Below are 25,243 nucleotides of genomic sequence, written 5' to 3' on the forward strand. Positions count from 1 at the left end.
GTTTGGGTCTCCGGATCAATCACGGTCAATGCGAGTCACCCCAGCCACGGTCTTCTGTCCGACCTCGACCGCGACCTCCACGCCCTCGGGCAGGTAGATGTCGACGCGCGAGCCGAAACGGATCAGACCGATCCGGTCGCCCTGCTCCACCTTGGTGCCCTGGGGCACGTAGGGGACGATGCGGCGAGCGACCGCGCCGGCAATCTGGATCATCTCGATGTCGCCGAGTTCGGTGTCGAAGTGCCAGACTACGCGCTCGTTGTTCTCGCTCTCCTTGTTGAACGCCGGAACGAACCCGCCGGGGATGTGCTCGACCGACGTCACCTCGCCGGACAGCGGCGCGCGGTTGACGTGGACGTTGAGCGGGCTCATGAAGATCGCGACGCGGGTGCGCCCGTCCTTCCACGGCATGATGCTCTGCACCACACCATCGGCGGGTGAGATGACCCGGCCCTGGGTGATCTCGCGCTCGGGGTCACGGAAGAACCACAGCATGCCCGCCGCGAGCGCGGTGGCGGGCACGGCGACGGCCTTGGCGGCGCCGGACTTGCGCGCGCGTACCAGGCTGAGGGCTGCGGTGGCGACGGTCGGGAGGAGCCACGGCGATGCTCCGCGCGCAAGGCGTAGGCCGACCAGGCTGTCGCGAGGTGCAGAGGTTTGGCTGTGGGGCATGGATGACCTTCGTAGCGGATGATGCCGCGCTGCAGGAGGGGGACGGCGGCTGTCCCGGGATCGTACCGGTCACGGCCCACAACTGGGCAAGCCAGGAAGCCGAGTCGATGGCTGAAGAGTGTTGACGGGGTGTGACCTTCTTCTCGAAGAAAACACCCCCAAGCCGACATCTATCCCTGGAATCGATACTCTTCGAGCAGCCTGCGACCGATGATCATTTTCTGGATCTCGGCGGTACCTTCACCGATCAGCAGCATCGGTGCCTCGCGGTAGAGGCGCTCGATCTCGTACTCCTTGGAGAAGCCGTAGCCGCCGTGGATCCGGAAGGCGTCCTCCACGACCTCCTTGCAGTACTCGGAGGCGAGGTACTTCGCCATCCCAGCCTCAAGGTCGTTTCGTTCACCGGAGTCCTTTTTGCGTGCCGCGTTCACCATCATCGCATGAGCGGCCTCGACCTTGGTAGCCATCTCCGCGAGCTTGAACTGGATGGCCTGGTGCTGGGCGATCGGCTTGCCGAAAGTGTGACGCTGCTGGGCGTACTGGACACCGAGTTCGAAGGCACGCTGAGCGACGCCGCAGCCGCGCGCCGCCACGTTGACGCGGCCGACCTCCACGCCGTCCATCATCTGGTAAAAACCGCGGCCGGTGGCGCCACCGAGCACGCGATCCGCGGGAATCCGCAGGTCATCCATGATCAGCTCGGTGGTGTCGACGCCCTTGTAGCCCATCTTGTCGATCTTCCCGGGGATGGTGAGGCCGGGGCGGACCTCTCCGAAGCCGGACTCCTTCTCGACCAGGAAGGTCGTCATCGACTTGTGGGGCTTGGCGGCTGCCTCGGCGGGGGAGTGTCCTTCGTCACTTCGCACGAGCACGGCGACGAGCGTTGACGTTCCGCCGTTCGTCAGCCACATCTTCTGACCGTTCAGGACATACTCGTCGCCGTCCTTGACCGCCTTCGACGTGATCGCCGAAACGTCGGAGCCCAGGCCGGGCTCCGACATCGAGAAGGCGCCGCGGATCTCGCCCAGCGCCATCTTCGGCAGGAAGTGGTCCTTCTGCTCCTGCGTGCCGTGTTGCTTGAGCATGTACGCCACGATGAAGTGTGTGTTGATGATGCCGGACACCGACATCCAGCCGCGCGCGATCTCCTCGACACACAGGGCGTACGTCAGGAGCGACTCGCCCAGACCGCCGTACTCCTCGGGGATCATCAGACCGAACAGGCCCAACTCCTTGAGGCCGTCGACGATCTGCTGCGGGTACTCGTCGCGGTGCTCCAGCTCGGTCGCGACCGGGAGGATCTCCTTGTCCACGAAGTCACGGACGGTGGACAGGATCTCCTGCTGGATGTCGGTCAGACCGGCGGTCTGGGCGAGTCGCGCCATGGCTACTTCTCCTGCTCCCTCAATTGGGGGCGGCCGGGCTGCTCGCCGCCGCGCTCCTTGATGTACGTCTCGGTGGGCACCATCACCTTGCGGCGGAACACGCAGACCAGTGTGCCGTCCTGCTTGTAGCCCTTGGTCTCGACGTGGACGATGCCGCGGTCGCTCTTCGACCTCGACGGCGTCTTGTCGAGGACCGTCGTCTCGCCGTAGATCGTGTCGCCGTGGAAGGTCGGCGCCACGTGCTTGAGTGACTCGATCTCCAGGTTGGCGATGGCCTTGCCGGAGACGTCCGGGACCGACATGCCGAGCAGCAGCGAGTAGATGTAGTTCCCCACGACGACGTTCTTGCCGAAGTCCGTCGTGTTCTCCGCATAGTTGGCGTCCATGTGGAGCGGGTGGTGGTTCATGGTGAGGAGACAGAAGAGGTGGTCGTCGTACTCCGTGACCGTCTTTCCGGGCCAGTGCTTGTAGACGGCCCCGACCTCGAACTCCTCGTACGTACGTCCGAATTGCATGGCCGTCACGCCTCCGGGATCTCGAACGTGCCGGTGCGCCGCATGCCGGCGGCGCGGCCCTTGCCCGCGACCACCAGCGCCATCTTGCGGCTGGCCTCGTCGATCATCTCGTCGCCGAGCATCGCGGAGCCCTTCTTGCCGCCCGCCTCGGACGTGTAGTAGTCGTACGCGTCCAGGATCAGCTCGGCGTGGTCGTAGTCCTCCTGGGAGGGCGAGAAGATCTCGTTGGACGCCTCGACCTGGCCCGGGTGCAGCACCCACTTGCCGTCGAAGCCGAGCGCGGCGGCACGCTGCGCGACCTCGCGGTAGCCGTCGACGTTGCGGATCTGGAGGTAGGGGCCGTCGATCGCCTGGAGGTTGTTGGCGCGGGCCGCCATCAGGATCTTCATCAGGATGTAGTGGTAGGCGTCCGCCGGATAGCCGGGCGGCTGCTCGCCCACGACGAGCGACTTCATGTTGATCGACGCCATGAAGTCGGCAGGGCCGAAGATGATCGTCTCGACACGTGGAGAGGCTTGAGCGATCACATTGACGTTGTTGAGGCCCTGGGCGTTCTCGATCTGCGCCTCAATGCCGATCCGGCCGACCTCGAAGCCCATGGTCTTCTCGATCTGCGTCAGCAGCAGGTCGAGGGCCACGACCTGCTGGGCGTCCTGCACCTTCGGCAACATGATGCAGTCAAGATTCGGGCCCGCACCCTCGACGACCGTGACGACATCTCGATACGTCCACTCGGTCGTCCAGTCATTGACGCGTACGACCCTCGTCTTGCCCGTCCAGTCACCCTCGTTGAGGAACTTGACGATGGTGTGCCGCGCCTCGGGCTTGGCGAGCGGCGCGCACGCGTCCTCCAGGTCCAGGAAGACCTGGTCGGCCGGGAGGCCCTGCGCCTTCTCCAGGAAGCGGGGGTTGCTCCCCGGGACCGCGAGGCAGGAGCGTCGCGGACGCAGACGGTTGACGGGCGTGGTCATGCGGGGACCTCCAGGGGGTCGAGCTTGTTCGCTTTCCGGATCTCGTCGACGATGCGGCCGATGATTCCCGTGATGTCGAAGTCCTTCGGGGTGAAGACTGCGGCCACTCCCGCGGCCCTGAGCTGTTCGGCGTCGTTGTTCGGGATGATGCCACCAGCGATCACCGGAATGTCTGTGGCACCGGCCACACGGAGCCGATCCAGTACATCCGGCACCAGCTGCGCGTGCGAGCCGGAGAGGACCGAGAGGCCGACCGCGTGCACGTCCTCCGCGAGGGCCGCGTCCACGATCTGCTCCGGCGTCAGCCGGATGCCCTGATAGACCACCTCGAACCCGGCGTCACGGGCCCGCACGGCGATCTGCTCGGCGCCGTTGGAGTGCCCGTCCAGGCCGGGCTTGCCGACGAGGAAGCGGAGCTTGCCGACGCCGAGGTCTTCGGCCGTCACCCGCACCTTGCGGCGTACGTCGGCCAGCGCGCTGCCCTCCTCGGCGGCCACCGTGACCGGCGCGGAGGAGACCCCCGTCGGCGCCCGGAACTCGCCGAACACCTCCCGCAGGGCCCCCGCCCACTCCCCGGTCGTGACCCCGGCGCGGGCGCACTCGACGGTGACCTCCATGAGGTTGCCCGTCCCGGCCGCCACCTTCTTCAGCTGCTCCAAGGCCCTGTCCGACCGCGGCTGGTCGCGCGCTTCACGCCACTGCCCGAGGGCTGCCACGACCCGGGCCTCGACCGCCGGGTCGACCGTCTGGATCGCCGTATCCAGGTCGGCGGTCAGCGGATTCGGCTCGGTCGTCTCGAAGATGTTGACGCCCACGATCTTCTCTTGACCGGACTCAATACGGGCCCGGCGCTCGGCATGCGAGGCGACGAGCTGCGACTTGAGGTAGCCGGACTCGACGGCGGCCATCGCGCCGCCCATGTCCTCGATGCGGTCGATCTCGGTGAGCGACTCCTCGACCAGCTCGTTCACCTTGGCCTCGATGACCTTCGAGCCCTCGAAGATGTCGGCGTACTCCAGCAGGTCGCTCTCGTACGCCAGCACCTGCTGCATGCGCAGCGACCACTGCTGGTCCCAGGGGCGGGGGAGCCCGAGGGCCTCGTTCCAGGCAGGCAGCTGGACGGCACGCGCGCGTGCGTCCTTCGAGAGGGTCACGGCGAGCATCTCCAGCACGATCCGCTGGACGTTGTTCTCCGGCTGCGCCTCCGTCAGGCCGAGGGAGTTGACCTGGACGCCGTAGCGGAAGCGCCGGTGCTTGGGGTCCTCCATGCCGTAGCGCTCGCGGGTGATCTTGTCCCAGATGCGGCCGAAAGCGCGCATCTTGCACATCTCCTCGACGAAGCGGACGCCCGCGTTCACGAAGAAGGAGATACGGCCGACGACGTCACCCATGCGCTCCTGCGGCACCTGGCCGGAGTCCCGCACGGCGTCCAGCACCGCGATCGCCGTCGACATGGCGTACGCGATCTCCTGGACCGGCGTGGCGCCCGCCTCCTGCAAGTGATAGCTGCAGATGTTGATCGGGTTCCACTTGGGGATGTGGGAGACCGTGTACGCGATCATGTCCGTCGTCAGGCGGAGCGACGGCACCGGCGGGAACACATGCGTGCCCCGCGACAGGTACTCCTTGACGATGTCGTTCTGGGTGGTGCCCTGGAGCTTGGTGAGGGACTCCTTGCCGAGGCCTTGCTCCTCCGCGACGACCTGATAGAGCGCCAGCAGCCACATGGCGGTGGCGTTGATCGTCATCGAGGTGTTCGTCTGCTCCAGGGGGATGTCCTGGAACAGGCGGCGCATGTCACCCAGGTGGGCGATCGGCACGCCGACCCGGCCCACCTCGCCGCGGGCGAGGATGTGATCGGAGTCGTAGCCGGTCTGCGTCGGCAGGTCGAACGCGACCGACAGTCCGGTCTGGCCCTTGGCGAGGTTGCGCCGGTACAGCTCGTTGGACGCCTCGGCGGTGGAGTGACCGGCGTAGGTGCGCATCAGCCACGGCCGGTCTTTCTGGCGCTCTGTCATCGATGACCTCGGGTGTCCTCAGATGTTCCGGAAGCGGTTGATGGCGTCGACGTGCTGGGCGCGCTTCTCCTCGTCGCGCACGCCGAGGCCCTCCTGTGGGGCCAGGCACAGGACGCCGACCTTGCCCTGGTGGAGGTTGCGGTGCACGTCGTAGGCAGCCTGCCCGGTCTCCTCCAGTGAGTACACCCTGGACAGGGTCGGGTGGATCTTGCCCTTCGCGACGAGCCGGTTGGCCTCCCAGGCCTCGCGGTAGTTGGCGAAGTGGGAGCCGATGATCCGCTTCAGGGACATCCACAGGTAGCGGTTGTCGTACTCGTGGGTGTAGCCGGAGGTCGAGGCGCAGGTGACGACGGTGCCGCCCTTGCGCGTGACGTACACGCTCGCGCCGAAGGTCTCGCGGCCCGGGTGCTCGAAGACGATGTCCACGTCCTCGCCGCCGGTCAGTTCGCGGATGCGCTTGCCGAAGCGCTTCCACTCGCGCGGGTCCTGTTCGTGTTCGCCCTTCCAGAACTTGTAGTCCTCGGCGGTGCGGTCGATGATCGCATCGGCGCCCATGGCCCGGCAGATCTCCGCCTTCTGCGGCGAGGACACGACACAGATCGGGTTGGCGCCGCCCGCGAGCGCGAACTGCGTGGCGTACGAGCCGAGTCCGCCGCTCGCGCCCCAGATCAGGACGTTGTCGCCCTGCTTCATGCCGGCGCCGTTGCGGGAGACCAGCTGGCGGTAGGCGGTGGAGTTGACCAGACCGGGCGCGGCGGCCTCCTCCCAGCTCAGGTGGCCGGGCTTCGGCATCAGCTGGTTGGACTTGACCAGTGCGATCTCCGCGAGGCCGCCGAAGTTGGTCTCGAAGCCCCAGATGCGCTGCTCGGGGTCGAGCATCGTGTCGTTGTGCCCGTCGGAGGACTCCAGCTCCACGCTCAGGCAGTGCGCGACGACCTCGTCGCCCGGCTTCCAGGCGTTGACGCCCGGGCCGGTGCGCAGGACGACGCCCGCGAGGTCGGAGCCGATGATGTGGTACGGCAGATCGTGGCGCCGGGTGAGCTCGCTGAGCTTGCCGTAGCGCTCCAGGAAGCCGAAGGTCGGCATCGGCTCGAAGATCGAGGTCCACACCGAGTTGTAGTTGACCGAGGAGGCCATCACGGCCACCAGGGCCTCGCCCGGGCCGAGTTCCGGCACCGGCACATCGTCCAGGTGGATCGACTTACGAGGGTCCTTGTCGCGCGTGGCGAGCCCGGCGAACAGCTCGGTCTCGTCCTTGTGCACGGTGATCGCGCGATACGACTCGGGGAGCGGCAGGGCGGCGAAGTCGGCCGGAGCGGAGTCCGGCGACTGGATCGCGTCCAGGATGTCCTTCACAGTCACGGTTTTGCCTCCGGCGAATGGCGTCTTGAGGGAAGACGCTGAGGGTTACGTCGGTGCTGCTGCTGAGTTGTCGAGGCTTGCCGTCGGTTCGGCGGGTGGTGCTGTTCGGCAGCGCTTTGTGGCGCGGGAGGTTGCCTGTGACGCAGGCGTCCGGGCGGGCGAGCCAATAGCTTGCTGGGACAGCCGGCGTACGGATGATCTCTGCACGCCGGCCGCCCGGACACCTTCACCGTATGACACCGCGTGTCACCTCGCAAGGCACTGAGTGCCAGAACCTGCTCTCAAATGAAATCTTTACGTAACAAATGAGCGATGATCGATCAAAGCTGTGCTACGGGCTTCCAGGCAGAGCAGCGTGTTGCGGTGGATGCCGAGCCGCTCGGCCGGGGCGCGGTTCGTGCTCGGTCGGTAGGGCCAGGGCCGGTCGGCGGCCAGACCGGCCGGCCGTCGGCTCAGGTGCGCTCTTTGAGTGCCTGCTCGATGGTGCGCATGACCTCGTCGAGCGGTGCGTCGGTCCTGGCGACGGTGACGAGTACCTCGCCCTGTATGGAAGAGGAGGCCGGGGCCGGCCGAGGCGCGCTGTCCCGGCCGACCCCGATCCCCGACCTGAACGTCTTGCGCACGATCGCGAAGGCGTGGTCCAGCTGGGCCTCGACGTCGCCCTGTCCGCCGGCCCGCAGCCAGCGCCGCAGGACGTGGTTGTGGGCGGTGACCACGGCGGACGCGGCGACCTCGGCCATCAGCGGGTCGTCGTTGGCGTCGTCGTCGTGTGCGTGCTCGTCGAAGTGGCCGAGGAGGTAGCGGGTGAAGAGGCGCTCGTAGCGGGCCACCGACGCGATCTCCGCCTCGCGCAGAGTGGGCACCTCGCGCGTCAGCTTGTAGCGGGCCACCGAGATCTCCGGCCGGGCCGCGTACATCCGCATGACTTCCTTGATGCCGCGGCACACCGTGTCGAGCGGGTGCTCGTGCGCGGGCGCGGCGTTGAGGACGGCCTCGGCCCGGATCAACGTGTCGTCGTGGTCGGGGAAGATCGCCTCTTCCTTGGAACGGAAGTGGCGGAAGAAGGTGCGACGCGCGACCCCGGCCGTGGCCGCGATCTCGTCGACGGTGGTCGCCTCGTACCCCTTGGTCGCGAACAGCTCCATCGCGGCGGCCGCCAGTTCTCGCCGCATCTTGAGCCGCTGCGCGGCGGCGCGACTGCCTGCGGCACTTTCCGGAGCGTCGGGCGTGGCTGGTGTACGTGCGGACTTGGCGGGCTGGGGCATGACCCGAACGTACTGCATGTGCGCAGCGTGGCGCGCGTGTCCCCCGTTTCCCCCGCCCTGGGCGGACGGGGGCGAGTTGGGCCGGGCGGGCAGGGGAGAGCTGCCCGGATCGAGCAGCCCGCCCCAGCCCGAGTCCGCCGTGAACCAGTCGCCGCGACGCTCGGCGAACCAGCCGTCGGGACGATCAGCGGCGGGCATATTCGCGGAAGCCGCGGCCCGTCTTGCGGCCGAGGCAGCCCGCGGCCACCAGATGCTCCAGGAGCGGAGCGGGAGCCAGGCCCGGGTCGCGGAACTCGCGGTGCAGGACCTTCTCGATGGCCAGGGAGACATCGAGCCCGACGACGTCCAGGAGTTCGAACGGGCCCATCGGGTAGCCGCCGCCCAGCCTCATCGCCGCGTCAATGTCGTCAAGAGACGCATAGTGCTCCTGCACCATCTTGATCGCGTTGTTGAGATACGGGAAAAGCAATGCGTTGACGATGAAGCCCGCACGGTCCCCACAGTCCACCCCATGCTTCTTGATCTTGACGCAGACCTCGCGAACCGTTGAGTGGACGTCATCGGCCGTCAACACCGTACGGACGACCTCGACCAGCTTCATCGCCGGTGCCGGGTTGAAGAAGTGCATGCCGATCACGTCCTGCGGACGCGAGGTGGCGCGGGCGCAGGCGACGACGGGCAGCGACGAGGTCGTCGTCGCCAGGACCGCGCCCGGCTTGCAGACCTTGTCCAGCGTCGCGAACAGCTGCCGTTTGACCTCCAGGTCCTCGGCGACCGCCTCCACGGCCAGATCGACGTCCGCGAAGGCGTCGTACGAACCCGCCGCGATGATCCGGTCCAGGGTCTGCGCGGCGGCCTCGGCGGTCATCCGCCCCTTGTCGACGGAGCGTGAAAGCGACTTGCCGATACGGGACTTGGCGGCCTGCGCCTTCTCCTCGCTGCGGGCGGCGAGCACGACCTCGTAGCCGGCCTTGGCGAAGACCTCGGCGATACCGGACGCCATGGTCCCCGAGCCCGCGACACCGACGGAGCGCACCGGTCGCCCGGGGAGCTCGAGGTCGCCGGACAGGGGCGTCAGGGCGTCCGGCACCACCGTCGCGCTGCCCGGCGCCTCGTACGTGTAGAAGCCGCGGCCCGACTTACGGCCGGTCAGCCCCGCCTCACTGAGCTGCTTGAGGATCGGGGCGGGGGCGTGCAGCCGGTCGCGGGACTCGGCGTACATGGCCTCCAGGACCGTGCGCGCGGTGTCGACGCCGATCAGGTCGAGCAGGGCCAGGGGCCCCATCGGCAGCCCGCAGCCGAGCCGCATCGCGGCGTCGATGTCCTCGCGGGAGGCGTACTTCGCCTCGTACATCGCGGCCGCCTGGTTGAGATAGCCGAACAGCAGCCCGTCGGCGACGAATCCGGGCCGGTCGCCCACCGCGACGGGCTCCTTGCCCAGCTCGATGGCGAGATCGGTGACGGTGGCGACGGCCTGGGGCGCGGTCAGCACCGAGGAGACGACCTCGACCAGCCGCATCGCCGGCGCCGGATTGAAGAAGTGCAGGCCGAGCACGCGCTCGGGGCGGGCCGAGTCGGCGGCCAGCCGGGTGACCGAGAGGGCGTTGGTGCCGGTCGCCAGGATCGTCTCGGGCCGCACGATCCCGTCGAGCTCGCGGAAGATCTGGTGCTTGATGCCGTACGACTCCGGAGCCACCTCGATGACGAGGTCGGCGTCGGCCGCCGCACGCAGGTCGGTGGAGGTGCGGACCCGGGCGAGCAGGCCGGCGCGCTCCTGCTCGGTCAGGCGTCCGCGCTCCACGGCGCGGGCGGTCGCGGCCTCCAGGGCGGCGACGGCCTTGGCGGTCGCGGCCTCGCTGATGTCGATGCCGACGACCTCGCGGCCGGCCTTGGCCAGGACCTCGGCGATGCCGGTGCCCATGGTGCCGAGACCGACCACGGCAATGGTCTTGAGCGGGTGCGAAGAGGTGTCGGACAGGGGAGTGGCCATCGCGGGACTCCAGGAATGAGGGTGACGACTGGGAGCGCGCCGGGTGCGCCGAGAGGGCGCACCGGGTGCGAAGAGGAGTGCGGGTGTGCCGGGCTGCAAGCGCACACGCCCGGAGAACGGCGGATACCGACCGGCCCTGTCCCGGAACCGGGTCGTACTGCGGTACTCGAGGTACCGAACCGACTGCACTCGGGGTGGCTGCGTCACCAGGCCACCACAAGCAGAACCGCGAGTGGGTAACTCGCTCGTATGAGCTTAACTCGTGAGTAACGAGCGCGCCAGCCCCCAGGGGCAGCGTCCCGGTTCAGCGTCCCCGCAGCAGGGCGCCGATCTCCCGCTTGAGGAAGGCGTCCTGGCAGAAGTCGAAGTGGTCCACCCTGCTCAGGTCGAAGACCTGCCGTATGCCCCGCTGCCGGGCGCGGGCCACGACATCGTTGAAGCGCTGCTCGAAGTGCATCGAGAAGAACACCCGCGTCACGTCACTGATGGCCCTGATCCGTTCCAGGCGTTGGAAGAACAGGTCGTACTGTCCGTCGGGCTCCCAGTAGTCCCACAGGTCGGCCGCGTAGCGCTGGACCTGGCTCAGGTCCTTGCCGCTGATCTTGTGCAGGTACTCGCAGAAGTTCTGGAACTCCGCGAGCGCCTCCGGGATCTGGGCGATGCGCTGCAACTCCGCCAGCGGCTGCTCCGGATTGAGGCGGGCGACCTTCCCCGAGATGACCATCGTGGAGTGGTTGATGTTCGGATCGAGCAGCAGCACGGACCGTATCTTCGGTTCGCGCTCCGGGTGATCGCGCCACAGTTCGGCCAGCCGGAACAGCATGTCGCAGCCGACGGAGAAGCCGACCAGCGTCAACCGCTTGTAGGGATACTGCCGTTGGAGGTTGTTGATGGCTCCGCTGATGAGGTCCGCGTGCACGGACATGCCGATGGGACGGTAGCGGTGGTCCCTGGCCTCCTCGGTGTTGTGCCCGAACAGGGTGATGGCGGCGGTGTGCTGGCGGGCGACGTTCATGAACGGACGGAAGTCGTCCGCGTCCAGGCCGAGGCCGTGCAGCAGTACGACGAGGTCGGGCGACTCGGTGGTGCGTTCCAGGTACCACAGTTGCCGGCCGATGACGGCGTGGTCCGAGGGCAGGTCCTCCTCGAAGTCGTCCGCGTGGATGTCGAAGAAGTCGCGCACCACCTCGCGTCGCAGCTGACGGCGCTGCTCGGTCAGACCGCGCGCCCACCAGGCCAGGGAGAAGACGCCGGCGACGGCCAGGGTCACGAGAGTGCCACCGGCGATGACGTGGCTCCACGTCCAGGCGATCACCGCCCGCGCCTCGTCGCTGTAGATGCCGATGGCGGCTCCCGTGACCCCTCCGACGACGGCCATGGCCACCCGGTGCCCGCTGACGAACGCGGCCACCCGCTCGATCAGCAACGAGTTGCGGAACATCGATACTCCTCAAACCCCGTCTCGGCCCGTCAGGACGCCCAGCCCGGGACGCACCGTGACATCGCCCATGAAGTGCCCGTCGGACACGTCGGCGAGGTGCAGCGGCTCGCTGCTGCCGTTCCGGTAGGCGTGAACGGTGCAGCCCATCCGCGCGAGCGCGTGGCTGGGCTCCATGACCAGCAGCAGACCTGGCGCTCCCAGCGCGCCCACGACTGTGTCGACGACCTGCCTTCTGACGTCCTCGCCGTACTGGTAGAGGACGAAGTTGCAGGTGACCACGTTGATCCGGAAGGACCTCAGGAAATCGGCCAGCCGCGGGAGGTCCAGCAGGTCCAGCGGTTGCAGCAGTACGTCCTGCTCGGCCGCCTTCGACTGCTCCAGCGACCACACGACCTCCTCGAACCGCTGCTCGTAATAGTCCGAGGGACCGTGGCAGGTGCGCACCCAGTCGAGGGTGGGCAGCGGGGGCCGGTCGACGCCGCACACGAATTCCAGGGGTATCCGGCGAAACTCAGGGGCCGCCGGGTGCCAGTCGAGGTCCGCGGCGAAGCGGTCGAAGATCACCTCGTTGTTCAGCTGCCGGGGGAGCAGCCCGATGCTGGTTCCCAGGTCGAGCAGGCGCACGCGCCGCACGCCGTGCGCCTCGGCGAACGCCCCGACCACGAGCTGCGGAAGCAGGAACCGGCGGGCTCCGGTGTACGAGTTGGACTGGCTCTCCACGATGCGCGCCAGGGCGTCACCGCGCTCCGCCAGCAGACGCGCCAGGGCGGGGACCCGCCGGGTGAGCGGTAACCCGGGATCGAACACCTCCGCCGGCCCGCCCTCGTCGGCGAGCAGGTGGCGCACCGCTATGCCGAGCAGGGTGATGGTGTGGGCGTCGGTGATGTACGGCCGCTTCCCCCACAGCGTCGACAGCAGCTGGTCCAGTCCCGAGGACACCCCGTTCTCCGCCACACCGCCCAGACACTCGTGGAAGGCGGACCACCCGTGATTGCCCTGCTGGTGGTGGCACATGTCGGCCAGGGCCGTGCGCAGCGACTCCTTGCGGGTGAGGAACACCGGTCCTTCACTCCTTAGCGGACAGGGGGTCACGCGACCGCCGTGCGGTACGGCCACCGCAGGTGCGCGGGAGCGAGTCCCCGTAACGTGTGGTGCTCTGCGAAACGCTCGACCGCCTCGGACACGACGGCGGACACCTCCAGCCGCCGCAGTCCCGACAGCGCCAGCGTCATGACCGCCCTCGCGAGGTCGGCCACCTCCGGATCCGCCATGCCCCGCCGTGCCGCGCCGATCCAGTCCTGCCGGGTGGGGGCGAGGGAGCGTCCGGCGATCAGCAGGACGGCAGCGTCGGACGTCGTCTCGTCGTCCATGAGAGCCGCGACCACGGCCAGGGGCACCACCCAGTGGTCGGCGTCCTGGGCGTCGATCATGCGCAATTCCAGGTGCCCGCAGGCACGGACCGGCGGAACCAGCGACTTCAGGTGGTGGAAGACGTCGTCGGCGCGGACCTCCCGGGGCCCGTCTCCCCGCAGCCACCGCCTGAAGGACAGCCCGGCGGGCGCGGGTGCCCAGGCCGCCGGACCTTCCTGGACGCGGCCCACCCCGCAGGCCGTCGCATCGGCCTCTGCGAAGGGGCAGGCCGGCCCACCCTTGTCCCGGGCCGGCCGGTGGACGGCGACGACCTGCGTGTCCAGGGCGTAGCGGGTCCACGCGCCCCGCGGATCGCCGCCGCACGGCAAGGGGCCGCTACGGAAACGGTCGGTCTGCAGGCGCAGCAGCTGCCGCCCCGAGAGTACGGTCTCCTCCTGCCGGTCCCACACGCGCGGGACGGGTGAGTTGGCGAACATGGCCATCAGTACCGGGCCCAGGGAGTTGGCGATCAGCCATCTCCGGGACCGCCCGCGCCATCCGGCCGAGTCGTCCCCCGCCTCCACGTTCACCTGCACGGACGCGGTGTTGCACAAGAGGGTGTCGCCGCCTGAGCCGAACTGCGCGTAATGGCGGCGCAGGGCCTGGTAACGGGGCAGGGCGACGGTGAAGTGCGGCGGCCTGGCGTCCAGGCCCGCGCCGAACAGCATCAGCCCCGCCGTGTGCGCGCGCTCCCTCAGCACGGCCAGGTCCCCGGCGACGGCCTCGGCGCAGTCGCGCAACGAGTCCCACGGCGCGCTGCTCAGCTCCAGCTGGCCGCCGGGTTCCCAGGAGACCCGGCTCCCTCCGGGAAGGGGCTCGGCGACCGAGCGGGCGCAGGACGCCAGCTCCTCACGGGTTGCTCGGCGCGTCGGGTCGTCCAAGGGAAGCAGGAACCACTCGAGCTCCACCCCGATACGCCCCACCCGGTTCCGGGACAGCGATTGACCGAAGATCAGTCGCGCCGCTTCCGACTCGCTCAACGCACCTTCCAATGAAGCACGCTCCCCCCGGCCCGTTGAATCACCCTGACATAAATGGATCGTGATGTTCCATTGCTGTCTACTCAAGGAGTGTCTCAGGTCGGATCCTTTCTACCCCTGTCCGTTGAAGCTGAAGCGCGAAGAAACGACGTGTCGGGAAAACTTGGTTCCCGCAGTGACGGAACCGGGTATTGAGTTATGGTCTGAGGTCTCCGACAGCGCGCTCATTACCGTCTCATCAAGAGAGTGGCCGATTCCATGGCAACCGTTCTGCCTTCAGACCCCCTGACGAACAAGAGTTTCGGACAGCTGACCTACTTGGAACGCGTGGCCGATTCCCGCACGGTGAGTGTGTTTCTCCACGGGCTGGGTCTTGATGCGACGGATTACCAGGAGTATCTGGAGGCGCACGACACCCACGGCATCGCGGTCAACCTGGCCGGATATGCCCCGAGGAGTTCCGGTCACCTTCCGCCGGTGCCCGTGAGCCGGCACGTGGAGATGGTGGCGGACCTGGTGGAGCGGGTCGGCCGCGACTACCCGGACAAGCGAATCGTCCTGGTCGGCTTCTCTCTCGGCGCCGATCTGGTGCTCCAGTTGGCGGAGCACTGGACGGCTGCGCCCGGGCGCTGGCGCCCGTCCCTTTCCGGCGCCCTCCTGCTGGACCCGAACGCGAACCGCTCGACCATGACGATCTCCCGGCTGTTCGCCGCCGCCGACCGCGGGGATCCGCTGTCGGCGCTGAAGAAACTGGTCGATCTCGCTCCGGATCTGGACGGGTTTCGTGCGCTATGCACCTATGCGAACAGAATCGCGACGAAAGATTTCGGTCAGGTGCACCAACTCGCTGACGATATGATTCGCTACTGGGATCCGGCCGGATACGACCAGTTTGGTGTCCGTGTTTCCCGTGTTGCGGAAATCGCCGACGCGGTCAGCGTCGTGCTCTCCGCCGACTACCGGGAACATCTGCCCGGAATGCAGGCCGCAGTTCGGCGCCATGGTGCCGGCGAGACCAAGGTCGCTTTCAATATCACCGAAAGGGATCATTTCGGCCTGATCGAGCACACCGTTCTCTCCCGGGAACTCACCTCCGTCGGCTGTGACTGAAACGGACCCGGTGGAGCGAATGGAGGAAGCGTCGCGATCGTTCCTGGAGCGCCTGCGACAGGAGTCGGGCGGAGTACCGGCGTACGAGGCTCTGGCGCGGACCGGGGACCTGGACGAACTCGCCGAGGTGCTCACCGCGCCGGGGCAGCCTCTGTGGGCCCGGGAGCTGGCCGCCTTCCGGCTGGGCCTCGCCGGGGACCGCCGGGCCTTCGAGTCGCTGGTACTGCTGCTCAACCACCGTGACCCACCGCGCTGCGCACTGGCCGCCTATGCCCTGGCCCGCCTCGGCGACCCGCGTACCGCCCGCGCGGCCGCCGCCCTCGCCACCAACGAACTGCGCGTCGCCTACGCCCTGCACCCGGTCCGGCTCCTGGTGCACCTGCGCGCCCCCGAGGCCGTACCGGCACTGATCACCACCCTGGGGCGGCGGCTGCGCCCGCACGACCCCTACCGGCGCGTGGCCCTCGCCTGCGTGGAGGGGCTCGGCACACTGGGCGACGCCCGGGCGAGGCCGGTACTGAACGAGGCACTGGCCCACCCGGTGCTGGCGGAGGCGGCGGTGCACGCGCTGGCGCGGATCCCGCGGCAACGGTGAGCGGTCAGGCCTGGAGTCGCTTCACGTACCGCACCTCGGGCACGGCGACGTCGTGCACCTCGAAGGGTTCCTCGGCGCCGTCGGGACGGAACCCGGCCCGCTCGTAGAAGCGGCGGGCGCGGGTGTTGCCCTTGACGACCCACAGCAGGGCACGGTCGTGCCCGGCGGTCGCGCACCGGCGTACCGACTCCTGGAGCAGGGCGTGGCCGATGCCGCAGCCGTACCTGCCCGGGGCCACGTAGATCGCGTACAACTCGGCGTCCGCGGTGAGCACTTCACCGTCCCGGTACGGCCCGTGGCAGGCCCAGCCGACGATCTCGCCGTCATGCTCGGCGACGAGGTTCACCACGTTGCCGTCGCGCCGCAGGAAGCGGGCGCGGTGCCGCTCGGTCTCCTCGGTCACGCTGAGCGCGTCGAGGTACGAGGCCGGCATGAGGCCCTCGTAGGCGCTCTGCCAGCCGTGGACGCGGATCTCCGCCACGCGGTCGCAGTCGGCGAGCGCCATGTCCCGCACCTGTACCCGCATGCGCGCACCCGTCACCCGCCTATCACCGCGAAGACCTCGATCTCCATCAGGAAACGGCCCGCGCCCGGGACGACATGGCTGTACTGGGCGTCGGGGGCGACCCCGTGGGGGCGGTGATCCTCGTCAGCTCACTCATGCGCCCATGGTGGACCACAGGACTGACAACGCCCCCGACGGAACGCCCCCGACGGGCCGTCAAGCCGTACTCATCAGGCCGTACTCATCAGGCCGTACTAGCCGCGCGAGCCCAGCAGCCCGTGCAGTGTCGAGCCCCGGGCCGACGTCACCGTCGCTGTCGAGCTCAGCGGCTCGGGATCGGGCAGCGCAGCGCACACCGCGTCGGCCTCGCCGTCGCCGCGCGGCACCGTGCCGTCGGTGAGGTAGGCCGCCAGGTGCTTGTCCAGGCAGGTGTTCCCGCTCAGCGAGATGCCGTGGTTCCCGCCGCCCTGCTCGACCACCAGGCTGGAGCCGCGCAGGAGATGGTGGACCGTGACACCGCCCTCGTACGGGGTGGCCGCGTCGTTCGTCGCCTGGAAGAGCAGCGTCGGCGGCAGCTTGCCGTTGGCGACGTTCACCGGGTGCTGCGACTTCGTCGGCCAGAAGGCACAGGGCGCGTTGTACCAGGCGTTGTTCCAGGCCATGAACGGTGCTTTCTCGTGCACCGCCCAGTTGTCCTTGCGCCACTGGTTCCAGTCGCGCGGCCAGGAGGCGTCACCGCACTCCACCGAGGTGTAGATGCTGTAGCCGTTGTCCCCGGACGCGTCGACGGCGGCGAAGTTCTCGTACGCCTCGACCAGCGGGTCGGCGTTGTTGTCGTTCACGTACGCCGCGAACGCCTCGGCCAGATAGGGCCAGTAACCGTTGTAGTAGCCGCCGGGAATGAAGGTGTCCTCCAGTTCGGAGGCGCCGATCTTCCCGTCGGCCGGCTTCTTGGCGAACGCCTCCCGCATCGCGTACCACTTGGCCTCGATCTTCTTCGGATCGGTGCCGAGCTTGTAGGTGGCGTCGTACTTCGCGATCCACGCCATGAGCGCGCGGTGGCGGTCGTCGAAGGCGTAGTCCTGGTCGAGGTTGTCGTCGTACCACACGCCCGTGGGATCGACGATCGAGTCCAGGACCAGGCGCCGTACCCGGTCCGGGTAGAGCTTGGCGTAGACGGCGCCGAGGTAGGTGCCGTAGGAGTAACCGAAGTAGTTGATCTTCTGGGCGCCCAGTGCCTCGCGGATCGAGTCCATGTCCCGCACGGCGCTGATCGTGTTGATGTACGGCAGCACGCTCGCGTACTTCTTGCCGCAGGCGTCGGCGAAGGACTTGGCGCGGGACAGGTTGGCCCGCTCGATCGCGGGTGTGCTCGGCAGCGAGTTGGGGCGCACCGGGTCGAAGGAGCCCGGCCGGCAGTCCAGGGCGGGCTTGCTCGCGCCCACCCCGCGCGGGTCGAAGCCGATGACGTCGTACTGGGCCGCGACCGCCTCGGGCAGTGAGGACGCGACGAATCCGGCGAGCGTCAGACCGCTGCCGCCGGGGCCGCCCGGGTTGACCAGCAGCGGGCCCTGGTACTTCTTCGCGGTGTGCGGGACGCGGGACAGTGCGAGCGTGATCTGCTTCCCGTTCGGGTTCGCGTGGTCGAGCGGCACCTCGAGGGACGCGCACTGGAGCGTCGGATAGTCGGCCGTGCCGCATTTCCGCCAGGTGAGCTTCGCGGCTCGAGCGGTTTCCTCGGTCTGTGGAGCGCTCGCGTCGGCGGGGACGGCCGTGACGGTCCCGGCCATGACGACGGCGGCACCGCACAGCACGGCTGCGCGTTTTCTCATGAAGTCCTCCCAGGACGGAGGGATTTGGACCGCGAGAGCCACGGTCCTCGCCGCATCGTCCCGGAAAGCGTCCCCGGATGAACGCGTTCTGGCAATACTCGACCCGATCAGATCGTGGAATGCGCTCGGATGCTCTCAGAGCAGCGAAAGCTGGACCGGTTCGGACACATCGGGCCGTTCCGGCGCGGGCTCCCGGATCCGGCGCGGCATTCCGTCGCCCGCCGGACCGATGCCGTACTCCTGGGCGAGTTCGTGGACCTGACGGGTGATCCGGCGCTGATACCACTTCGGCGCGTAGGAGCCGTCCGCGTACAGCCGCTCGTAACGGCGCACCAGATGCGGATGCTCCCGGGTCAGCCAGGCCATGAACCACTCGCGGGCGCCGGGGCGCAGATGCAGCACCAGCGGGGTGACCGAGGTGGCCCCGGAGGCGGCGATGGCCCGTACGGTGGCCCGCAGTTGGGCCGGTTGGTCGCTCAGGAACGGGAGCACCGGCGCCATCAGGACCCCGCATCCGATGCCGTGCTCGCCGAGCGTCCGTACGACCTCCAGGCGCCGCTCCGGCGCCGGCGTACCCGGCTCGACGGTGCGCCACAGCTCGGGGTCGGTGAAGCCGACCGAGACCGAGATGCCGACGTCCGTCACCTCGGCGGCCTGCGTCAGCAGGTCCAGGTCGCGCAGGATCAGCGTGCCCTTCGTCAGGATCGAGAAGGGGTTGGCGTGGTCGCGCAGGGCGGAGATGATGCCCGGCATCAGACGGTAGCGGCCCTCGGCGCGCTGGTAGCAGTCGACGTTGGTGCCCATCGCGATGTGGTCGCCCTGCCAGCGGTGTGAGCCGAGTTGGCGGCGCAGCAGTTCGGGCGCGTTCACCTTGACCACGATCTGGGAGTCGAAGCCCAGGCCCGTGTCGAGGTCCAGATAGCTGTGGGTCTTGCGGGCGAAGCAGTACACGCACGCGTGCGAGCAGCCCCGGTACGGATTGACCGTCCACTGGAAGGACATGCGGGAGACCGCCGGCACCCGGTTGATGATCGACCGGGCGCGGATCTCGTGGAAGGTGATCCCGCGGAATTCGGGGGTGTCGAAGGTACGGGTGGTCACCGCGTCCGCGCCGAACAGCGTGGCGTCGGCCCGGCTGTGGTCGCCGGATTCCGCTGTGAGGTTCTCCCAGCGCATGAGGCCTCCTCGGTAGCACTGCACTGAGAATAGAACACCTGTTCGCATGATCGTGCAAGGGCCGTTTCCGATCGCTTCCGGCACCCCGATTTGGGCGGCCGGGGACCGGGGTGGTTGGCTTGCCCCAACCCCGAGAACCCAGGTCCTGGAGGAAGTCAATGGCGCAGGTCGAGGCCACTACGGAGCGGATCGTCGCGGCGGACGCGGAGAAGGTGTTCGACGCCCTCGCCGACTACACCGGCACGCGCGCGAAGCTGCTGCCCGAGCACTTCAGCGAGTACGAGGTGCGCGAGGGCGGCGATGGCGAGGGCACCCTCGTCCACTGGAAGCTCCAGGCCACCAGCAAGCGCGTCCGCGACTGCCTCCTGGAGGTCACCGAGCCCACCGACGGCGAACTCGTCGAGAAGGACCGCAACTCCTCGATGGTCACCACCTGGCGGGTCACCCCGGCCGGCGAGGGCAACTCCCGGGTCGTGGTGACGAGCATCTGGCAGGGCGCCGGCGGCATCGGCGGCTTCTTCGAGAAGACCTTCGCGCCCAAGGGGCTCGGCCGGATCTACGACGCCCTGCTCGACAAGCTCGTCGCCGAGGTCGCGAAGTAGCACCAACAGGCGGATGTCCTCGGTGCGTTGCCCGCCTCACCGATTCGAGTGGATCTCCTCGCCGTCCGGCATGACGCCGTAACTCGTCGCGCTTGCTCGTAGTTGTCGCCTATTGCGGGAAATGTGCGGCAGGCGCGACGAGGGGAGCGGTACGTGGGCGGGACGACTCTGGTACAGGACGAACCGGTCACGACACCCCCGGACGTTCCCGCGCCGGCTGTGACCCAGGCCGTCCAACTCGGCCCGCGCCGCGTCCGGTTGGTCTTCTTCGGGCTGATGCTCGCGCTGCTGCTGGCCGCGCTGGAGCAGATGATCGTCGCCACCGCGCTGCCGAAGATCGTCGGCGAGCTGCACGGCCTGGACAAGATGTCCTGGGCGATCACCGCCTACCTGCTCACCGCCACCGTCGGACTGCCGATCTACGGCAAGCTCGGCGACCTCTACGGCCGCAAGGGCGTCTTCCAGTTCGCGATCGTCGTCTTCGTCGTCGGATCCGCCCTCGCGGGCCGGGCGCAGACCATGGATCAGCTGATCGCCTACCGCGCACTCCAGGGCGTCGGCGCGGGCGGACTCCTGATCGGCGTGCAGGCGATCATCGCCGACATCGTGCCGCCCCGGGAGCGCGGTCGCTTCATGGGGCTCATCGGCGCCGCGTTCGGCCTCGCCTCCGTGGCCGGGCCGCTGCTCGGCGGCTATTTCACCGATCACCTGTCGTGGCGCTGGTGCTTCTACGTGAACGTGCCCTTCGGCATCGTCACCCTGCTCGTCGTCACCGTCGCACTGAAACTCCCGAAGCCGACCGCGAAGGCGCGGCTCGACATCCTCGGCGCGCTGCTCCTCGCCGCCGCCTCCACCTGCCTGGTGCTGCTGACCAGTTGGGGCGGCACCGAGTACGCCTGGGACTCACGGGTCGTCCTCGGGCTCGGCGCGGGAGCGGCGGCGGCCACCGTGCTCTTCCTCGTCGCCGAGCACTTCGCGGCCGAACCCCTCATCCCGCTCCGGCTGTTCAGGAACTCCGTCTTCAACGTCACCGGTCTGGTGGGCCTGGTGATCGGTGTCGCCCTGTTCGGCGCGGCGAGCTACCTTCCGACCTTCCTGCAGATGGTCGACGGGGCCTCCGCCACCGAGTCGGGTCTGCTGATGCTGCCGATGATGGCCGGCATCGTCGGTGCCTCGATCATCTCCGGGCAGCTCATCAGCCACACCGGGCACTACAAGATCCATCCGATCCTCGGCGGAACGCTGTCCGTCGTCGGCATGTGGCTCCTCTCCCGCCTCGATGCCGACACACCCCGGCTGCACTACAGCATCTGGATGGCCGTCCTCGGCGCCGGCATCGGCATGGTGATGCCCGTTCTCATCCTCGCCGTACAGAACTCTGTGGACCCGGCCGACCTCTCCACCGCCACCAGCGCCAACAACTACTTCCGGCAGATCGGCGGCAGCGTCGGCGCCGCGGTCTTCGGCACCCTCTTCGCCAACCGGCTCGCCGACTCGCTGGCGGAACGCCTCACCACGCGCGCGGGGGGCGACCCGCCGCGGCAGCGGCTGATGTCACTGCCCGACCCCGAGTCCCTCACCCCGCAGCTCGTCCACGCGCTGCCCCCGGCCCTGCGCGAGAGCTACATCCAGGCGTATGCCGACGCCATGCCGCGGATCTTCCTCTACCTCGTGCCGGTGCTCGTCCTCGGCCTGCTCATCGCCTTCTTCCTCAAGGAGATCCCCCTGGTGAACAGCACAGGGTCCGACCACGCACCCGTCAGCGAGCCGGAGACCGCGCAGGTGCACGCCCCGATCCCACAGGCCCGTGCGCCGTACGCCGCCGAAGTCCCCGTCTGCGGCACGGTGCAGCGCCCCGACGGGACCGTCGTGGCCCGCGCGGCGCTCACGCTGATCGACGCCGCCGGGGCGCAGGTCGGGCGGGGCGCGAGCGGCGAGGACGGGCGGTACGCGCTGTCCACGCCGGGCTCGGGGGCCTACGTCCTGATCGCCGCGGCGGGCGGGCACCAGCCGCAGGCGGTCTCCGTGACCGTCGGCGAGCGCCCCGTCGAGCTGGACATCGTCCTCGGCGGCGCCGGACGCCTCGCCGGCAGCGTGGTCACCGCGGACGGCACCGCTGTGCGGGACGCCACCGTCACCCTCACCAACGTGCACGGCGCTGTCGTCGCCACCACCCGCAGCGGACGCGAGGGCGGCTACGTCATCACCGAGCTGGTGGCCGGCGAGTACACCCTCGCCGTCGGCGCGCCCGCCTTCCGCCCGGCCGCGCTCCCCGTCACCGTCCATGCCTCCCGGGAGACCCGCCAGGACGTCGAACTCGCCGGCGGATCCGTGCTGCGCGGCACCGTGCGGGCGGGCGGCGGACGGGCCGTGGAGGACGCGCGCGTGACGCTGCTGGACGCGGCGGGCAACGTCGTCGACACGCTCACCACCGGCCCGGACGGAACCTTCCGGTTCGTCGACCTGTCCGCCGGCGAGTACACCGTCATCGCCGCTGGTTACCCGCCGGTCGCCACCGTGCTCCACATGGCGGGCGGGGGTCGCACGGAGCGGGATCTCCAACTGGCGCACGAGGACTGAGAACCCTTCAGCAACCTCGGGTCGTCGCACGGTACGCGCCTGCTCAGCGCGGGGGCGTGGGGGCGCGCGCCGGTGTGATCCCGCCCGGGCAATTCCCGTATTGCCGCACATCGTGACGGGACGGCGCCGTACCGTGGTGACGGCAGCACAGATCTCGCGGAGCCGTGGGGAAAGAGGGCCTGGGCCATGGACCGTGGCACCGAGAGGGACGTATCTCCCAGCCGCGGAGCCGGGAACGGCGCGGCGGAACACGCGCCGGCCGGCCGCATCCCGCTGGCCGTGGTCCTGGTGGACCGCGACGGGTTGGTGTCCCACTGGAGCAGGGGCGCGCGGCGCCTGTTCGGCGCCGCCAAGGAGGAGGCGATCGGGCGGTCGGCGGTCGACCTGCTCCCCGTCTCCGGAGCGCTGCCCGAGGAGGACGAGGCCGCGCCCTACGGGCCGTACGCGGTGTACGACGGCCTCGGACCCGACCTCGAATCGTCCCTGGACGGACGGCTGTCCTACCCGGCCGCGGGCCGCGCCCGGCTCACCGTGGCCGACCGCGACCGTGTCGATGTGCTGTGGTGGGCCTACCCGTTGGTGGGCCCGGGGCGGGAGCGGCTGCTGGTGCTCGCCGCCGACGCGGACGGGCTGCGCCCGGACGAGCAGGCCGATCCGGAGGAGCGTCTCGGATTCGAGCGGATCGCGCCCGCCTTCGCGCTGCACACCGACTTCCCCGGCGCCGACGAACTGGCCCGCAGGCTCCCCGAGATCCTGCCCAGCATGAGTGTCGAGGAAGGCGCCCGCATCGTCGGGCAGATCCTCGAACTGGGCTATCCGGTCCTGGAGTTCAGCCAGAACGACCGGGTGCCCGTCACCCCCGACTGGGGCGTGCCCCGGCGCACTGAACGCAAGGCCCGCCGCGAGCGCGCCGCCCGCGCCCTGGCCGAGGGACGGCCCGTCCCGCAGGACGTCGCCGACGAGGCGCAGGACCTCGAGTACGCGGCCGTACGCGAACGCCTGGAGTTCCTCAACGAGGTCAGCGGACGCATCGGCACCTCGCTCGACCTGGCCAAGACCATCGTCGAGGTCAGCAAGGCCGTCGTGCCCCGCTTCACCGACGTCGCCGGCACCTATCTGCGCGAACAGGTCGTCGCCGGCGAGGGATTCCCGGAGGGGGTGCCGGACACGACCACCATGTGGCACCGGGTCGCCCTCGAGCACACCGACGAACCCGGCCGCTGGGACGACGTCGTGCCGGTCGGCGAGGCCATGCCGTTCCCCGCGCACACGCCGTTCTTCCAGTGCATGACCAGCGGTGAACCCGTCCTCGTGCCGCGCATCAGCGAGCCGATGGGCCACGCCATCGCCTCCCAGTTCGAGAAGCGGGACATTCGCCCCCTCATCACCGGCCGATCCATGTTGATCGTGCCGCTCAAGGCGCGCAATGTGGTGCTCGGCTTCATGATCCTGCTGCGGCATCCCGAGCGCGTCGAGTTCAACGACATGGACCGGGTGACGGGAGCCGAACTCGCCGCCCGCGCGGGCCTCGTGCTCGACAACGCGCGCATGTACACCTACCAGGAGAGCGTCGCCGAGACCCTCCAGGACAGCATGCTGCCGCACATCCCGCCGCGCATGGCGGGCTGCGACATCGCCACCCGCTACCTGCCCGGCACGCTGCTGGGCCGCGTGGGCGGCGACTGGTTCGACTCCGTGAAACTGCCCGGCGCCCGCACCGCCCTGGTCGTCGGCGACGTCATGGGCCACGGCCTCAACTCGGCCGCCATGATGGGGCAGTTGCGTACGGCCGTCCAGACCATGGCCGCCCTCGACCTGCCGCCCGCCCAGCTGCTGCGCAACCTGGACGACCTCGCCCAGCGCCTCGGCGACACCTACCTCGCGACCTGCCTGTACGCCGTCTACGACCCGATCGTGAGCGAACTCCATATCGCCAACGCCGGCCACATCCCGCCCGTCCTCGTCCGTGCCCGGGACGGCATCAGCGAGCTGCTCGATCTGCCGACCGGCGCGCCCATCGGCGTCGGCGGGGTGGCCTTCGAGGCGGTACGCGTGCGCGTGGAGCCCGGCGACCGGATCGTGATGTGCACCGACGGTCTGGTGGAGGTGCGCGGCGAGGACATCGGCGTGGGCCTGGCGACCCTGTGCGAGTCCGCGGCGCACCCTGCCGCGTCCATGGACGACGCCTGCGACACGATCATCCGCGCCCTCGCTGTGACATTCTCGAAAGCGGGCCGCGGTGGCCGCAAGGACGACGTGGCCCTGCTGATGGCCCGCCTGAGCGGCATCGAACCCGACGACGTCGCCGAATGGCGGCTCCGCCTCGACCCGAGCGAGGTCGGCCGGGCCCGCGCGGTGGTCCGCGAACAGCTCCACGAGTGGGGGCTGTCCAAGCTGGCCGGTGCCGCCGAGCTCATGGTCAGCGAACTCGTCACCAACGCCGTACGGCACTCCCACCATCGCCCCGTCGACCTGCGCCTCGTACGCGGTGACAGCCTGCTGTGCGAAGTGGACGACGACGACCACGACCACGAGCTGCCGACCCTGCTGAGCGCGGGCCCCGACGACGAGTTCGGGCGCGGGCTGCGGGTCGTCAGCACCCTGGCGCGCGAGTGGGGCACCAGCCGGACGAAGGCCGGCAAGACGGTCTGGTTCGAACTGGCGCTGCCGCGACGCTGACCGGTCCCCGCGGCGCACGCAGCGCGCGGCCCGCAGGGCGCACGACGGCGTACCCAGGTCGAACGAGCGGTGAAGGAATGCGCCGCGCGCTTGTGGCCGTGACCAGGGCGCGATACACCGTACTGGCCCGTCACACGCGACGGGCCGCCGTCGCA

General features: G+C 69.2%; 19 protein-coding genes. 5 read left to right on the top strand and 14 right to left on the bottom strand.

What is annotated here, in order from left to right; all coding sequences use genetic code 11:
* Window positions 1-15: 15 nt before the first annotated feature.
* From AB0I77_RS16750 to AB0I77_RS16800, 11 genes are all read right to left on the bottom strand, one after another.
* On the bottom strand, window positions 16-672 hold the full coding sequence (locus AB0I77_RS16750) for a phosphatidylserine decarboxylase (RefSeq protein ID WP_363283296.1): 657 nt from the start codon (window positions 670-672) through the stop codon (window positions 16-18).
* A gap of 170 nt (window positions 673-842) precedes the next feature.
* Window positions 843-2,057 carry an acyl-CoA dehydrogenase family protein gene (locus tag AB0I77_RS16755; protein WP_363283297.1) on the bottom strand — a complete coding sequence of 405 codons (1,215 nt, stop codon included), beginning with the start codon at window positions 2,055-2,057 and terminating at the stop codon, window positions 843-845.
* A gap of 2 nt (window positions 2,058-2,059) precedes the next feature.
* Window positions 2,060-2,572, bottom strand: a complete 513-nt coding sequence (locus tag AB0I77_RS16760; protein ID WP_363283516.1) for a MaoC family dehydratase — start codon at window positions 2,570-2,572, stop codon at window positions 2,060-2,062.
* A gap of 5 nt (window positions 2,573-2,577) precedes the next feature.
* Window positions 2,578-3,543 (bottom strand): CoA ester lyase, encoded by a 966-nt coding sequence (locus AB0I77_RS16765; RefSeq protein ID WP_363283298.1) that lies wholly within the window; start codon window positions 3,541-3,543, stop codon window positions 2,578-2,580.
* Window positions 3,540-5,561 carry a protein meaA gene (locus tag AB0I77_RS16770; RefSeq protein ID WP_363283299.1) on the bottom strand — a complete coding sequence of 674 codons (2,022 nt, stop codon included), beginning with the start codon at window positions 5,559-5,561 and terminating at the stop codon, window positions 3,540-3,542. The genes AB0I77_RS16765 and AB0I77_RS16770 overlap by 4 nt, the downstream gene beginning before the upstream one ends.
* Window positions 5,562-5,579: 18 nt before the next feature.
* Window positions 5,580-6,923 carry a crotonyl-CoA carboxylase/reductase gene (gene ccrA / locus AB0I77_RS16775; protein ID WP_363283300.1) on the bottom strand — a complete coding sequence of 448 codons (1,344 nt, stop codon included), beginning with the start codon at window positions 6,921-6,923 and terminating at the stop codon, window positions 5,580-5,582.
* 452 nt (window positions 6,924-7,375) lie between these two features.
* Window positions 7,376-8,206: a TetR family transcriptional regulator gene (locus AB0I77_RS16780; RefSeq protein ID WP_363283517.1), complete on the bottom strand. Its 831-nt coding sequence runs from the start codon at window positions 8,204-8,206 to the stop codon at window positions 7,376-7,378.
* Window positions 8,207-8,372: 166 nt separating this feature from the next.
* A complete protein-coding gene (locus AB0I77_RS16785; protein WP_363283301.1) occupies window positions 8,373-10,178 on the bottom strand; it encodes a 3-hydroxybutyryl-CoA dehydrogenase in 1,806 nt (601 codons plus the stop codon).
* 304 nt (window positions 10,179-10,482) lie between these two features.
* Window positions 10,483-11,619 carry a hypothetical protein gene (locus AB0I77_RS16790; RefSeq protein WP_363283302.1) on the bottom strand — a complete coding sequence of 379 codons (1,137 nt, stop codon included), beginning with the start codon at window positions 11,617-11,619 and terminating at the stop codon, window positions 10,483-10,485.
* Between the two features lie 9 nt (window positions 11,620-11,628).
* Complete coding sequence (locus AB0I77_RS16795; RefSeq protein ID WP_363283303.1) at window positions 11,629-12,678, bottom strand: hypothetical protein; 1,050 nt, start codon at window positions 12,676-12,678, stop codon at window positions 11,629-11,631.
* 29 nt (window positions 12,679-12,707) lie between these two features.
* Window positions 12,708-14,009, bottom strand: a complete 1,302-nt coding sequence (locus tag AB0I77_RS16800) for a glutamate-cysteine ligase family protein (RefSeq protein ID WP_363283304.1) — start codon at window positions 14,007-14,009, stop codon at window positions 12,708-12,710.
* A 246-nt stretch (window positions 14,010-14,255) separates the two neighbouring features.
* Between AB0I77_RS16800 and AB0I77_RS16805 the strand changes: the two genes are divergently transcribed.
* Window positions 14,256-15,119: an alpha/beta hydrolase gene (locus AB0I77_RS16805; protein WP_363283305.1), complete on the top strand. Its 864-nt coding sequence runs from the start codon at window positions 14,256-14,258 to the stop codon at window positions 15,117-15,119.
* 19 nt (window positions 15,120-15,138) lie between these two features.
* Entirely contained in the window at window positions 15,139-15,714 is a 576-nt protein-coding gene (locus AB0I77_RS16810) for an adenylosuccinate lyase (protein ID WP_363283306.1), read from the top strand.
* 4 nt (window positions 15,715-15,718) lie between these two features.
* Here the strand turns inward: AB0I77_RS16810 and AB0I77_RS16815 are convergent, their stop codons facing one another.
* The 3 genes from AB0I77_RS16815 to AB0I77_RS16825 form a co-directional block, all read right to left on the bottom strand.
* Window positions 15,719-16,240 (bottom strand): GNAT family N-acetyltransferase, encoded by a 522-nt coding sequence (locus tag AB0I77_RS16815; protein WP_363283307.1) that lies wholly within the window; start codon window positions 16,238-16,240, stop codon window positions 15,719-15,721.
* A gap of 233 nt (window positions 16,241-16,473) precedes the next feature.
* Window positions 16,474-18,051: an alpha/beta hydrolase gene (locus AB0I77_RS16820; protein ID WP_363283308.1), complete on the bottom strand. Its 1,578-nt coding sequence runs from the start codon at window positions 18,049-18,051 to the stop codon at window positions 16,474-16,476.
* A 135-nt stretch (window positions 18,052-18,186) separates the two neighbouring features.
* The gene (locus AB0I77_RS16825; RefSeq protein WP_363283309.1) at window positions 18,187-19,227 is read right to left on the bottom strand and encodes an Rv2578c family radical SAM protein; all 1,041 of its coding nucleotides are present in this window, start codon (window positions 19,225-19,227) and stop codon (window positions 18,187-18,189) included.
* Between the two features lie 158 nt (window positions 19,228-19,385).
* On the opposite strand from AB0I77_RS16825, the gene AB0I77_RS16830 reads away from it, so the two are divergent.
* From AB0I77_RS16830 to AB0I77_RS16840, 3 genes are all read left to right on the top strand, one after another.
* On the top strand, window positions 19,386-19,829 hold the full coding sequence (locus tag AB0I77_RS16830) for an SRPBCC family protein (protein WP_363283310.1): 444 nt from the start codon (window positions 19,386-19,388) through the stop codon (window positions 19,827-19,829).
* Window positions 19,830-19,982: 153 nt separating this feature from the next.
* Window positions 19,983-22,409, top strand: a complete 2,427-nt coding sequence (locus AB0I77_RS16835; protein ID WP_363283311.1) for a DHA2 family efflux MFS transporter permease subunit — start codon at window positions 19,983-19,985, stop codon at window positions 22,407-22,409.
* 186 nt (window positions 22,410-22,595) lie between these two features.
* Complete coding sequence (locus tag AB0I77_RS16840; protein ID WP_363283312.1) at window positions 22,596-25,088, top strand: SpoIIE family protein phosphatase; 2,493 nt, start codon at window positions 22,596-22,598, stop codon at window positions 25,086-25,088.
* Window positions 25,089-25,243 lie beyond the last annotated feature (155 nt).

It is taken from the genome of Streptomyces sp. NPDC050619, assembly GCF_040654815.1.
Lineage (GTDB): Bacteria > Actinomycetota > Actinomycetes > Streptomycetales > Streptomycetaceae > Streptomyces.